General features: G+C 58.8%; 1 protein-coding gene. It reads left to right on the top strand.

The window, feature by feature from the left end; genetic code table 11:
• Nucleotides 1-60 precede the first annotated feature (60 nt).
• Complete coding sequence (locus KQH60_RS07940) at nucleotides 61-15741, top strand: SDR family NAD(P)-dependent oxidoreductase (protein ID WP_237575926.1); 15681 nt, start codon at nucleotides 61-63, stop codon at nucleotides 15739-15741.
• Nucleotides 15742-15750: the final 9 nt, after the last annotated feature.

The following is a 15750-nucleotide window of genomic DNA, read 5'->3' as shown; positions in this document are numbered from 1 at the left end:
TGCCTACCTTGATATCGCAACCATGAAGAGACGGCAGACGCGTTACCACAGGATTGAAGCATGCTAACAGACGCAAATCAGACTACAGCAACGCCGGCCGGTGAACTTGAAGCGCTGGCGTGCCGCCTACTGGCGACCCAATTGCACAGATTAAGGCTGCATCGCAGCGAGGATTTGCGACGCCTTGCGCCGCAGCACGGTAACGCCATGCCGGATTACTTCTACCTCTGGCTAGCAGAAAGCCTAAAGTATGTTGCGGGTATTGAGGTCGGCGACCCCGACGCATTATGGCGGCAATGGCACGAGCGGCTAGCGAGTTGGCGCCAGGATAGTGACTTGGCAGCCAGGGCGCAGTTGCTTGACGCTTGTCTGAAGGACCTGCCCTCTGTATTGACTGGCGAAAAGTCGGCGACCAGCGTCATTTTTCCTGGTGGCTCGATGGCGCTGGTGGAAGGGGTGTACAAACACAACAGGATCTCCGATTACTTCAATCGGGTACTGATCGAAGCGGCGTTAGCCTATATTGAAAGCCGTCCTAAAGATGCCGAGCCGTTGCGGATCCTCGAGATCGGTGCAGGCACTGGCGGTACCACGGCAGGGTTGCTGGCTGCGCTGGCGCCATGGCGGGCGCATATCGACGAATATTGCTATACCGATCTATCCCATGCCTTCCTACAGCATGGCGCCCATGAGTTTGGCCGGGATAACCCATTTTTACAAACCCGGCTGTTCGATGTTTCCCGTTCTTGCATGGAGCAGGGGATCACTACAGATCGTTATCATTTGGTGGTGGCGACCAATGTGCTGCATGCCACGCCGGAGATCCGCCAGACTTTGCGCAACGCCAAGGCTGCTTTGCGCAAAGGTGGGTTGTTGTTGCTCAATGAAATCAGTGAAGCGTCGTTGTTCACCCACTTGAGCTTTGGCCTGCTAGAAGGTTGGTGGCTCTACCAGGACCGCGCATTGCGTATTCCGGGTTGCCCTGGATTGTCGCCGGCTGGCTGGCAGGCGGTGCTGGAGCAGGAGGGGCTTAGCCCGGTTCTGTTTCCCGCCAAACAGGCCCACGGCCTAGGCCAGCAAATCATCGTTGCTCAGAGTGACGGTATCGTGCGTCAACCTATCGCAAAGACGGAGCGACCGAGCGCGCGGCCTTCTATCGTCAGCAAGCGTGATGACGATTCCAATCCGACGCAGGATGGCATAGCGTCGGGCAATTGGCGGCGGCGGGTGAGCGACTACCTTCGGGAACTGGTGGCGTCAACGCTGAAGATTCCGGCAGACAAAATGAGCTTGTCTCGTCCGCTGGAGGACTACGGGCTAGACTCGATCCTAGTGGTCAGACTGACCAACGCTTTTAATGAGCAATTCAAAGCGATCGACAGTGCGTTGTTCTTTGAAATGCCGACTCTGGCGGCGCTGACTGAGTATTTTATTCAGCATCGAGAAGACGAGCTTAAAGCTTTGTTGGAACAGCCTAACGTTGAACCGAACAAGGGGTCCGCAACCGTTGTACAGCTCGTGCCGCAGGCCAATGCCCAGCCGGCGTTGGAGGTCAATGGCACGCCAAACACCGATCGCGCTCCGGCGACGGACGACTTTATTGGGCAGGCCGGCAAGAATACGATCGCTATTATCGGTCTCGACGGCCGTTATCCTGGTGCAGAGTCGATGACTGCATTTTGGCGTAACCTGGCCGGTGGCCATTGCGCGATCGATGAAATTCCGGCGGATCGTTGGGATTGGCGCCATTATTTTGATCCGGAGAAAGGAAAGGCCGACCACATCTACACCCGCTGGGGTGGCTTTCTGAAGGGCATTGACCAGTTTGACCCGGCGTTTTTCCGAATCTCCCGCCGCGAAGCTGAACGGATGGATCCGCAAGAGCGGCTTTTCCTTGAAGTGGCCTATCACAGTATCGAAGATGCGGGCTACAACCCGGCAACGTTGTATCGACAGGGTGAAGTTGGGGTGTTTGTCGGGGTCATGAACGGTAGCTATAACCCGATGAGCAACTATTGGTCGATTGCCAATCGAGTGTCCTATCAGCTGAATCTACAGGGACCGAGTTTGGTGGTCGATAGCGCTTGTTCGTCATCCCTGACAGCGATTCATCTGGCGATTGAAAGCCTGGCTAACGGCAGCTGTGAGATGGCGATTGCAGGCGGCGTTAACTTGATCGTCAATCCGCACCACTACGTCAATTTGTGCGAGATGATGATGCTGTCGCCAGGCGAACGATGCAGTGCCTTTGGCGGTGATGCTGACGGCTTCGTGGATAGTGAAGGGGTGGGCGCGGTGGTGCTCAAGCCGCTGGACAAGGCGATTGCCGACGGTGACCCAATCTATGGGGTGATTCGTGGCAGCGCGATTAACGCCGGTGGCAAGACCAACGGCTATACCGTGCCCAGCGCCGGCGCTCAACAGCGTGTGTTAGAAAAAGCGCTGTCGCGCTCAGCAATCGACGCCAGCCGAATTAGTTATATTGAGGCCCATGGCACCGGCACCGCTCTGGGCGATCCGATTGAGATCAGCGGCTTGAGTCGAGCCTTTGACAATTGCAACGGCGTGGCCAGTCAGGGTTGTGCCATTGGCTCCGTCAAGAGCAATATTGGCCATTGTGAAAGCGCAGCGGGTATCGCCGGGTTAAGCAAGGTGCTGCTGCAATTCAAGCATCGCCAACTGGTGCCGTCGTTACACGCCGAGCAGCTCAATCCAAAAATTCATTTTGAAGGTACGCCATTTCGGGTGCAGCGGCAGTTGACGCCGTGGCCAGCCAACGGCGACACGCGGATCGCGGCGATTTCCTCTTTTGGGGCGGGCGGTGCTAACGCCTCGTTAATTGTCGAGGAATATATTGGCGCGGTAGATCAACGGCCCGCCGCAGCCGGTCCCTGGTTGATCCTGCTGTCGGCTCGTGATCAACAGCGCCTAGCTGAGTCGGTGTCCCGATTGCAGGCTTATCTTGACAGTGAAGACGGTCACCAGGTTGAGATAGCCGATCTGGCCTTTACGTTACAAGTGGGACGAGAAGCGATGGACGTGCGGCTAGCGTTCATCGTTGACGCTCTTCCAGATCTGCGACGCTGCCTGGCACGGTGGCTCACTGGTGAGCCTAACGACGATGTGTTCCACGGCCATGTCGATCCGTTTGACGAGGCGCTGGACGCGCAGTGGTCCGACGCTGAGTCCCAAAAGCAAATCGACCGTTGGTTGGAACAACGTGAGTTAGCCGAATTGGCGGCGTTGTGGGTGCGTGGCGGCGCAATTGACTGGAATCGGCTCTATCTTGATCGCGCTGATCGACCGCCGATGCGAGTGAGCCTGCCAGGTTATCCGTTCGCCAAAAATAGTTACTGGATGCCCGGACTGGCACATCCTGCCCCGTGTCACGGCGGGGTCAAAGTCCAGGGGGCAGATCCGTTGCCGTTGCGCGATGGTGAAGTGCTGGCTGACAGCGATTTATCCCATTGCTGTTATTTGCCGCGCTGGCAGCCGCAAGCGGCGGCCGAGCAGGCCACATTGGCAGGCCCTGGAGCGATTGTGCTCGTGGCGGCGGAGCAACGCGGCGCTGCGACCGGGCTGCTGCTAGAGGCACTGGCTGACCATTATCGCGATAGCCGCACGGTGGTACAGATCGACTGCGGTACGGGAGCGACTGCCGAGTTAGCGGTGGGGCGTTGGCGTTGTGGCTACAAGGATCCGCAAGGTTTTGCGCAGATCCTCGCGGCGCTCGGCAAGGTGGCACAGATTATCGTGATTGGCGCGCAAGCCAAGAACGACGTCACGCCGCTGATGCTAGCCGATAGCGTGCAACACAACGAATTGCCCCTGCTAAGATTGTTTAAGGCATTGCAGCACCATTTAGCCGCTGATGCGTGGGTAGATTGTTTCTTGTTGTCGCTGGACCGTTACGCTTTTGCCGGTGAGCAACGAGGAGGCAATCCGCTGGGAGCGGGCATAGCCGGGTTGGGTTATGCGATGGCCCAGAGTGATCACCGGGTGCAACTTCGCAACTTGGATATTCGCTCTGTGGAGTTAGACACGCGAGACAGTCGGCAGCGGTTGCTGGCGCAAATCTTTGCTGAACCCGCTTCAGAGCGGGGAGAGCTGATTAAGCTCAGCCGAGGCGAGCGTTTTGTTCAACAGTTGACACCATTGGCTTTGCCAGTGAACGGTGACAGCCGTTCAGCGCTAAAGCGTCAAGGGGTCTACGTTATCCTGGGTGGCAGCGGTGTCATCGGTCAGGTGATTAGTCGCCAGCTGATCGAGCATTATCAGGCGCGCGTGATCTGGCTGGGGCGCAAGGCCGCTGACAGCCGCGAGGTGCAGCAAAGTGTGACAGCGGCTCCTTTCGATGGTCGGGTCGACTATATTCAGGCCGACGCGACAGATTTGTCGCAGTTGCAGCAGGCCGTGGCGCAGATCAAACAACGCTATGGGCGGATCAATGGCGCCATATTCTCCGGCATGGTCTTTGACTTTGAAAACAGCATCCAACAGACGTCGGAAGCGCAATTTAGGCAAATTCTTGAAGTTAAGAGTCGCGGCAGCATCCATTTTTATCAGGCGTTTGCCGAGCAGCCACTCGATTTCCTCTGTTATTTCTCTTCCGGCCAGGGTTTTGCGTTCTCCGGTGCAGCCAAATTGTCGGCGTATGCGTGCGGCATCACTTTTGCCGATGCCTTTGCCGACGCGATCCGCCCAGCGGCGGCTTTCCCGGTCGGCGTGATCAACTGGGGGTTCTGGCGCGCGTCGCTGCAACCGCAGGCGATCAGCCAACACATGGATGCGCTTGACGATGACGAAGGGTTTGCCTGCTTCAGCCGCTTTGTCGCCAACTTGGCCGGCGGCTCGCTGCCCCGATTGTTGTGTATCAAGGCTTCAACGGCAGTGCGTCAGTTGATGGCTGTGCCGCAGGGGCGGCAGTACAAGCTGGACCCACTTGCCGTGCCAGCGCGACCTGCACAGAGCGTCGAGCTGGAGCCCGCCGAGCTTGCCAGGCTGCAGCACATCTTTGATCCTCGGATGCTGGACCAGTCGATCGCCGTATTGCTGTTGATCCAGTTGCAGACGCTCGGGATTTTCACCACATCAGGTCAGCAAAGCGCTGAAGCTTGGCGACAGCAGGCAGGGATCAGCGACAGGTATCGTCGCTGGTGGCACGAATGCTTGGCGATCTTGGTAGAACATGGCTATCTACAGCAGCAGGGTGAGGCCTTCGGCCTGGCGGTACAGATTGCCCAAGAGCGCCGAGCAGCGATCTGGGCTGCGTGGCGGGAGCAGCGTGATCGCTACCTGGAAGACCGTGATCGTCGCGCTCAGGTGGCTTTGATCGACGATTGCCTGCAACAGCTACCGCACATTCTTATTGGACAGATTCAGCCTACGGATCTATTGTTCCCTGATGGTTCGATGGCCAAGGTCGAAGGGATCTACAAACAGAATACGCTGTCGGATTTTTTCAACGATCAATTAGCGGCGGTGGTGACCGATGATGTGCGCCGCCGGATCGAGGCGGAGCCCCAGCGGCCGGTGCGGATCCTTGAAATTGGCGCTGGCACGGGTGGCTCCACGGCAAGGCTGCTGCCCGCGCTGCAGCCGTTGGCTGGGCAAATCGGTGAATACTGTTATACCGATATCTCCCGCGCGTTTTTACAGCATGGCGAGCGTTGTTTCGCGGCTGACCACCGTTACTTCACGACCCGGATTCTGGATATCAGCCAAGCTTTTGACGATAGCAATCCTGCCGCTGTCGGTTATGACATCGTCATTGCCACCAATGTGCTGCATGCGACAGCCAATATGCGCCGCACGCTAGCCCACGCCAAGGCAATGCTACGCGGTGGTGGCCTGCTGGCGTTAAACGAGCTGAACCGCAAGACCACAGCGGCGACCGTGACCTTCGGCCTTCTCGACGGCTGGTGGCTGTACGAAGACGAACCACTGCGGATCCCCGGCTCGCCGTTATTAGCCGATGACAGCTGGACTGAGCTGCTGTGCAGTGAGGGCTTCAAGCAGGTCAGTCTGCGGATCAATCACGGGGCCACGCTAGGCCAACAAATCATCACCGCCCATAGTGACGGGTTAGTCCTGCAAGACATGGGACAACCAGCCCCAGCCACATCGGCGCTCCAATCGGAAAACGACTCAATGTTAAACGAGCACCCTGCAAGCAAGGCCGGACAATGCGAAGATATGGCAGGTAAACTGCAGCAATTGATCATTGATTCTTTGGCCAACACGCTTAAGGCTGACGCGCAGAGCATCACGCTACGCACGCCGTTTTCCGACTATGGCGTGGATTCGATCCTTGGGGTGGGCTTTGTCAAGCATTTGAGTCAACAACTGGGAATCAAGCTCAATAGCGCGATCCTGTTTGAGCAGGCCACGGTGGCTAAGCTGCGGGACTACTTGCAAAACACGTATGGCGAGCAAATCAAACAGGCGCTGGCTGAACCGATTGACGCCCGTGCTGCTGCGACCGTAGCCGCCAACGACACCTCGAAGACACAGCCACCGGCAGCCGCTGCCGCGGCAGCGACGATGAGCCCGGTCATGGCCGTCGCGCTAGTTGGCGCAGGTCGGCCGACGTCGATCGACGCAGCCCCGACCGGCCATTCGTTGGCGAGCACGGCCGCTAGCGGGCGGATTGCGGTGATCGGCATGTCCGGACAGTTTCCTGACGCTGATCATGTCGATGAACTGTGGGATAACTTGCTGGCCGGGCACAATAGCGTGCAAGCGCTGCCGGAGCATTATCTCGATCCCCGTGCCTACAGTGCCGATAAGCAGCCAGGCAAGAGTTACTGCAAATGGGCAGGGATACTTAAGAACCGTGACTGCTTCGATCCCCTGTTTTTCAACCTCACGCCTCACGAAGCGGAGTCGATGACGCCGCACCAGCGGCTGGTGATGCAGGAAAGCTGGAAGGCGCTCGAAGACGCGGGTTATAACCCGATGACGCTGGCGGGTCGTGCGATCAGCGTCTACGTCGGCGCGGAGCCCGGTGGCTATCACCACGACTCCTTTACGGGTGGTTCCGAGGCGATCGTGGCTTCTCGACTGTCTTACTTCCTCGACCTGAAAGGGCCGGCGATGGTCGTCAACACCGGTTGCTCTTCGTCTGCCGTGGCGATCCACCAGGCTTGCGAAAGCCTGCGTCACGCAGAAAGCACGATGGCGCTAGCCGGCGGGGTGTACGCGCTGCTGGATCAACGGGGATTGATCAGCCTGTCGGCAATCGACATGCTTAGCCCCAGCGGCCAATGTCACGCATTCGACGCGGCAGCCGACGGCACGGTGATCTCCGAAGGTGTCGGCATGGTGGTGTTGAAAAGGCTGGAGGATGCCGAGGCCGACGGCGATCCGATCTATGGTGTCATTGAAGCGTCGGCGGTGAACCAGGACGGGGCCAGTAACGGCATTACTGCGCCAAACGGTGATGCTCAGGAGGAGTTAATCCGCGATACTTATCGTAAGTTCGCGATCGACCCATCGCAGATCAGCTATGTCGAGGCCCATGGCACTGGAACCCGGCTCGGTGATCCGGTCGAAGCCAACGCATTGATCCGCGCGTTCCGTCAGTTCACCGATGCCCACGGATATTGTGTGTTGGGCAGCGCCAAAGCTCACCTCGGCCACGCGGCCGCGGGTGCTGGGGTAATCGGCTTAATCAAGATTCTACTGTCGATGCGGCATCGCAAGCTGCCGGCGATGCCCGGCTTTGAACGGCTCAACCCGTTGATTGAACTGGAGGGCTCGCCGTTTTATATCAACCGCCAAGCGATTGACTGGCAGCCAACGGGCGGCGAACGGCTGCTGTCGGCGCTGAACGCTTTTGGCCATAGTGGCACCAACGCCCACTTGGTCATCGGTGAATACCAAGCGAGACAAGCCGTTGACCCGTGCCCGGCGCCCCCGACAGTTAGCCGGATTTTCCCATTGTCAGCCAAAACCGCTGAAAGCTTGCAGGACAATGCCCGAGCGCTGGCGCGTTGGCTGGACAAAAACGCATCGTCGCAGCAGGGGCTGCTGGCCAATATAGCCTTTACTTTACAGACTGCTAGAGAGCCGATGCGGGTGCGGGCGGCGGTGGTGGCCGACAGTTTTTCAGAACTGCAAGCCCAACTGGCACGGCTGGCCAACGGCGATTTGCCAGTAGCGTTGGCTGACGATGCTGGGCGATTGGCCACCGAATGGGTCGGCGGAGCCGAGATCGACTGGGCGACGCGGTGGCCGGCCGGATCGGCGAGGCGTCTGAACCTGCCGAGTTACCAGTTTGCCAAGGAGCGTTACTGGGTCGACCAAACTGCGCGCTCGGTCATCGCTGCGCAGAACGTGAGTGAAGCGCCGACTGCAATGAGTGAATCAACGGGCGCAGATCTGCCGCAGTCTGCTACGGGTTTGTTCGTCGCACGGCCTGTTTGGCAGGAGCCTGTCGGCGGAAACGGGGATGATGGAGCTGACCAGTGTTTGCTGTTTTTGGTCGGATTCAGCAGTGAACAGGTGGCGCAATGGCAATCCTTGTCTACCGCTGCAGGAGGTGCGCTCAGCTGTGAGGTCCTGGCTTCTAACAAGAGCACGCCGGCAGCACGTTACCAGGAGTTGGCGATTGCACTGTTACAGCGTCTACAAAAGCTCAGTGGCCGAGTGCACATCGAATTGGTCATTGCCGAGCACGAGCCGGACAGTTTGCTTTACGCGGGTCTCGATGGCCTACTGAAAACGGCTTGCCTGGAGCAGCCCACACTCAGCGCGCGTTGCCTGTTGGTCGAGGTTGAGGCTGGCCAGCCATTGCCAGCATTACAGCTGAGTGAGCTAACGGCGATACTCTCTGAGACACACCGCAGCGGCAGTTCGGTATTGCAACGAAGCGGCGCTGATGGTGGCCACCTGGAGCTGCAATGGCAGGAGCTGGCTGATGATGTCACGGCGGGCCAACCGATAAACAGGCATGGCGAGACGGCAGCCTGGAAAGATCGGGGCGTCTACCTGATTACCGGCGGCGCGGGTGGTCTGGGGCTGATCTTTGCTAACGCGATCGCTACACAGTGCCGCGAGGCGACTTTGATTTTGATCGGCCGCTCGGCGCTCGACCCGCAGCAGCAGGCGCGTCTGCAGCAAGTGCGCGACGCCGGCGCCCAAGTCAGCTACTACCGGGTCGATCTGACCGATGCCCAAGCGCTGGAGCAGTTGATAGATGAAATCTGCGCCAAACATGGCGGCCTCAATGGCGTGCTGCATAGCGCAGGTGTCAATAGGGATCGGCTATTCGCACGCAAGTCCCCCCAGGACATTGCCGAGGTGTTTGCGGCCAAGGTCATCGGGACCGAACTGCTGGATCGGGCGTGCCGTCGGCTTTACCTAGACTTTTTTGTCTTGTTTTCATCGTGCTCGGCTGTGCTGGGTAGTGTGGGGCAGGCTGACTACGCGGCGGCCAATGCATTCATGGACCACTTTGCCAGCTTGCGCAACAGGCGGGTGGAGCAGGGTCAGCGATTTGGCCATACGATGTCAATCAATTACCCGCTGTGGCGGGACGGTGGCATGCAGATCAGCGCTGCCGATCGGGCAGACATTCGCCGCAAGACCGGGATGGCACCGATGCAGTCGCTCCATGGTGTCAACGCAGTACAACTGGGACTGAATGCAGCGCTGGAACGGCTATTAATCATTGAGGGCGATCTGTCGCAGATCCGTGGTCATTTCACCGCCACGTCAGCCGCTGAAGAGTTGGCCGCGGTGCTGGCTGCGGCTGGCAGCGGCGCGCAAGACTCGGTGACGTTGGCCGATGCCACTGTGGATCGTGAGCGGCTGGCCGCCGCCACGCTTGAGCGACTGAAGGCGGTGTTCTGTGAAGTCACCAAGCTGCCGCCCGCGCGTGTCGAGTCTGACGCGCCGCTGGAACAGTACGGCATCGACTCGATTATGATCACCCGGCTCAATAAGGCGCTGGAAGACGCTTTCTCCAAAATGACATCGCTGCAGCCGGCGGAACGCCTACTGTCAAAGACGCTGTTTTTTGAATACCACAGTTTGGACAAGCTGACCGGCTATCTGGTGGAGCGGCATCATCGCGCTTGCCTGTTGTGGAGCGGTTTAGCCGAAGAGCAACGCTGCGGGCAAGTCCAGAGCCAAGCTTTAAGCCAACGCGAGCCAGCGACCGCCAAGCCGGAAACGACGGCGGCTGAGCGCAGCGTCACGGCTGCTGAGCTGATGGGAGAGGTTGCGGTTGAGCCCATCGCGGTGATCGGCATGAGTGGTCGCTATCCTCAAGCCGCCAACCTCGAAGCGTATTGGCGCAACCTCAAAGAGGGACGCGACTGCATCAGCGAAATTCCGGCGAATCGTTGGCCGCTGCAGGACTTTTATGTTGACTCAGTGCAGCAAGCGCTGAAGCAAGGCCGTAGCTACAGTAAGTGGGGTGGCTTTGTTGACGGTTTTGCCGAGTTTGATCCGCTGTTTTTCAATATCTCGCCTCGTGAGGCGGTCAACATGGATCCGCAGGAACGGTTGTTCTTGCAATCCTGCTGGCAGGCGCTGGAAGACGCCGGCATCACGAAGGCGGGTCTGGCCGAACACTACCAAGGCAATGTCGGTGTCTTCGCCGGGATCACCAAAACCGGATACGGCCTCTATGGGCCGGCGTTGCGTGAACAAGGTCATCTGATATTCCCGCGCACCTCGTTTAGCTCAACGGCCAACCGGGTCTCCTATGTACTGGGCCTAAACGGGCCGAGCGAACCGGTGGATACCATGTGTTCATCGTCTTTGACTGCGCTGCACCGGGCTTGCGAAAGCCTGCGTCGCGGTGAGTGTCGAATGGCGTTTGCGGGTGGCGTCAACCTCTATTTGCATCCGTCCAACTACGTCGAGTTATGTGCCGGCCAAATGCTGTCGCAAGACGGTCGCTGTCGCAGCTTTGGAGAAGGCGGTAACGGTTTCGTACCCGGCGAGGGTGTCGGCGTTCTGTTGTTGAAGCCACTGTCGCAGGCGTTAGCGGACAGAGACAACATTCATGCAGTCATCCGTGCCACGGCGGTCAACCACGGTGGTAAAACCAACGGTTACACGGTGCCCAATCCCCAAGCTCAAGCCAAAGTCATCCGCCTGGCGATCGAGCAAGCCAAGCTGCACGCAAGCCAGATTAGCTATATCGAGGCCCATGGCACGGGCACGGAGCTCGGCGATCCGATCGAGGTGAGCGGGCTGAGCCAAGCTTTTGCGATGGACGGCGTCGATCTGGGTCGTTGCGCGCTGGGCTCGGTGAAATCGAATATTGGCCATTTAGAAGGTGCGGCCGGCATCGCCGGCGTCAGCAAGGTGATTCTTCAGCTCAAGCACAAGCAGATCGCGCCGAGTCTGAATGCCGCCAAGCTCAATCCCAACTTGACCTTGGATGCCACGCCGTTTTACTTGCAACAGGCGTTGGGCGACTGGCAGCCAGCAACGGAAGGACCGCGCATCGCTGGCGTCTCTTCCTTTGGCGCGGGTGGTGCGAATGCGCATGTGCTGCTGCAGGAGCACGACGAATACCGCGAGCTGCCAAACCATTGTGGCGCTGAGGTCATTCTGTTGTCGGCCCGAGACGGCGAGCGTTTGCGCGACTACGCCAAGGCGCTGCTGGCTTATGTTGAGGCCCGGCCGTCTATGTCGGGTGCGGATTTGGCCAACCTGGCCTATACGCTGCAAATCGGCCGGGAGAAGATGGCGACGCGGCTTGGCCTGGTGGCTGAGACGCCCGTTACGCTAGCGATGAAGCTGCGGGCGTTTATCGACAGCGGCGGCCAGGCGGATGATGGCATCTATGTGGGCGACGTTAAGCGCGAACGGTTGGCCAATCAAGCCGATGACGATTGGGCACCGGTTATCCGCCACTGGGCGGCTAGCGGTAAGTTCGACAAACTGCTGCAACTATGGGTGGACGGCGAGGTAATCGACTGGTCGCTGCTGCATGCGGAACGCCCGGGCCCGCGGCCATACCGGATTAGCTTGCCGGTCTACCCGTTTGCTCGCGAGACCTTCTGGTTGCCCAATAGCGAGCCCTCTGCCCGCGTGCGTATCGCCAGTGACGACTGCGCAGTTGCCAAGATAACCCAAGTTCCGGCCCAACCCGCAAGCGCGACGGAGACGGCGGCTGCATCGGTGGCGTCAACCGTCTGTGATCGACTGAGCTATGTATCGTGCTGGCAGGCCGATGAGCAGCACGATCAGCCTCTGATCAGCGAGCACCGTTGCGTGTTGATTGTCGCTTGTGCGTCGGCCGCGGCCGCTGTCGAAGCGATCGCAAGCCAGTACCTCGCCAGCGCAGATTTCGTTGCCGGCGGTGGCAGGGTCATTCGAGTGGAGCCGGGACAGCGAAACCGTTTGGTGGCCACGGATCACTGGTTGTTGGATGTGGCGGATCCGCAAGCACTGGATGGTTGTCTCGGTGGGTATCCAGCGATCGATTGTTTTTATTTTATCGGCGGCTCAGGCGAGCCAACCGATTGGCAGGCGCTGCTCGACAGCCCGCAATATAACGAGATTTTGTTGCTCCGGTTGATCAAGTGGCTCAAGCAGCATGGCGGACGCCAAGCGATTGACAGCTATATCATTAGCCAAAACAACTTTGACATTGCCGGTGAGCCAGTCAACGCCTTTGGCGGCGGTCTGACCGGCATGGCTTATGCCATTGCTCAGGGCGAGCATCGATTCCGGGTGCGTCATATCGATGTTGACAGTCGTGAGCTGGCCGATAGCCGGGGTCTGTCGCAGTGGGTGCGTCAGTGGCAAAGTGAGCGCGGGTTGGCGCGTGGTGACGTGTTGTGCCTGCGCGCAGGCCAGCGCTATCGACGCCGCATCTTCAGCTTGACCTGGCAGGCCCAGCAGCCGGTGCGAGCCAACACAGATTTTGTCACCCCGGCGCTCAAGCGCGGCGGCGTTTACGTCATCCTCGGGGGCAGCGGTACAGTGGGTGGGATCATCAGTCGTTACCTGCTTGCCGACTACCAAGCCCACGTCATTTGGCTGGGGCGCAGTGGGGCGGACGATCCGAAGGTGCGACAGCGACTGGATCGCTGTTTGAGCAGTGTCGGGGGTGCGCTCGATCCAGCGCAGTTGACGTACCTTCAGGCCGACGCCAACGATCTGGCATCGCTACAGCGTGCTGTAGCGCAGATCAAGCAGCGCTACGGCATGATCAACGGAGCGATTTTCTCTGGCGTGGTGTTTAACCATGAAGATGCGCTTACCCGGATGCCAGAGGCGCAGTTCCACGAGATTTTGGGCGTGAAAAGCCGCGGTGGCATTGAGTTCTACCGGGCGTTTGCCAATGAACCGCTGGATTTCATGTGCTACTTCTCGTCGGGGCAGAGCTTTGCCTTCTCCGGTGCAGCGAAATTGGGCGCTTATGCTGCCGGGATCACCTTCTGCGACAGCCTGGTACGCAGCCTGCGGCGCCATGCCGCTTTTCCGGTCGGCGCAATCAACTGGGGATTTTGGCTTTCGTCGCTCGCGGAGCAACAGGCAGTTGACCCGTCGGCGCAACCGATGAGCCGCCACGCCGGTGCATTGGAGGATCGCGACGGCTTTGACTGTTTCGCCCGCTTTGTTCAGGCACTGAGTCGGGGCCAGCTCGATCATGTTATCTGCATGGCGGCTTCAGCACCCGTGCAGCAATTAATGCAGTTGCAACCGGAGCCCATTGTGCTCGCAGACGCCGGTGACCGCAGGCCGATCGATGGCTTTGAGCGCTACCGCGTGGCCGCTGCACCGCTGCTGGCTGCCCATGACCCCCTGCCTTTCGACGAGGCGATGGCCGGCATGACGTTCGTCCAGCTGTGTCGTATGGGACTGTTTGAACAGCCGGGATGCTTTGAAGACAGCGAAGTGATGCGCTGTCAGGCTGGCATTGGCGATAACTATAGTCGCTGGTGGTCAACCTGTATCGATCTGCTGCAACAGCATGGCCTGGTGTTGCGCCGTGGCACGCAGATTTGCGCTAATGACAAGGCGTTCTCTCAGCGACAACAACTGGCTGAACGCTGGCACCAACTCAGCGGCGAGTTGAGGGCTTCGGCTCAGCGCAAGGCCCAGGTTGAGCTAGTTGACGCCTGCTTGCAACAGCTTCCGGCGATCCTCAGTGGCCGAGTTCAGGCAACCGATGTCATTTTCCCCAAATCATCGATGGAGAAGGTCGAAGGGGTCTATCGCAATAATGCATTGTCTGACTACTTCAACCAGGTGGTGACGGGTGTGGTTCAGCGGCACATCGAAGCGCTACTGGCCAAAGATCCCCAATGCCGAATTCGGATCCTTGAGATTGGTGCTGGCACCGGAGGCACCACGTCAATTGTGCTGCCGGCGCTACAGCCCTGGCGTGAGCAGATCGCCGAATACTGCTACACCGATATGTCCAAGGCATTTTTGATGTACGCCAAAAAGACGTACGGTCCGGCTCATCCTTTCCTCACTTACCAACTGTGGAATGTCGAGCATTCGCCGGAAAGCCAGGGACTGACGCCAGGTCACTACGATATTGTGATTGCGGCCAACGTGCTGCATGCTACTGGCAGAATTCGCCGCACCTTAAGTCACGCCAAGGCGATATTGCGTCGCGGCGGGATCTTAGTGATGAACGAGATTAGTGACAGATCGCTGTTCTCTCACCTCACTTTTGGCTTGCTCAAGGGCTGGTGGCTGTACGAAGACCCTGAGTTGAGAATTCCTGGCACGCCGGCGCTCTATCCAAAAAGCTGGGCCAGCGTGCTGGGCGAAACCGGGTTCTGCGACGTTGCTTTTCCGGCGCAGTGCGCCCATTGCCTCGGCCAGCAGATTATTGTTGCTCAGAGTGATGGTCACGCGTGTGCGGCCTCAGCGAATCGCTCAGCGCAGCAGTACAGCGATCCTCAACTCCAGCCTAGCTGCGATCAGCGGCGCAGTGCTGAGGTGGCCGGCAACGGCGACAGCCGTGACGCACTGACCGCGGCGGCGCTCAGCGGCCTGGCCAAAACGCTGCAACTGGAGCCAGAGCGGATTATGATGGATCAACCGTTTGCCGATTACGGCATCGACTCAATCCTTGGCGTCAGTTTTGTCGGCGATTTGGGGGAGGCGCTAGGTACAGAGCTGAATACCGCATTGCTATTCGACTATCCGACGCTGAACAGTCTGGTTGACTACCTGCTTGACCAATACCCGGCGGAAAGTGCCCGGCTGGCCGGCGGGCAGCGTGGCAATGTTGAATGGGTCAATGGCCTTGAGTCAGCGCCCGTGCTTGATCCGGTGGCTACCGCTCAAGTGAATGGTGCTTCACAAGAAGCGGTCGCCGCGCTGGTGGTGCAAGGGCTGGCCAGTGCGTTGCAGCTCGACGCAGCGCAGGTCGATAGCGAGCAGCCGTTTTCTGATTACGGCCTTGACTCAATTCTTGGAGCAAGCTTTGTTGACCACCTGGGTGAAGCACTGGGCATCGAGCTGAGCGCGGCGATACTGTTTGACTATCCCACTGTGACGACGTTATCAGCGTACCTTGTCGAGAATCATCGCGCAGAGGTGGTCACTTGGCTAAACGGTGTCAATCAAGCCGGCTCGGCAGCAAGTCGTGCGCCCAAGCTAGACTGCCAGTTTGAGCCACCGCATCCGTTTGCTAATCAACTCGAAGAACAATTTCTATCCGGTGAAATGTCAATCGATTCTTTGCTTAATTTAGTAAGCGTGGGTACCGTAGAACGTGACGCTGTTAAAAACCGCTGTACAGCGTAGGCACTTGCC

Origin of the sequence: Mycetohabitans sp. B8 (assembly GCF_021991875.1) — a bacterium.
Taxonomy (GTDB): Bacteria; Pseudomonadota; Gammaproteobacteria; order Burkholderiales; family Burkholderiaceae; genus Mycetohabitans.
This window is presented reverse-complemented; position numbering and strand designations above follow the sequence as displayed.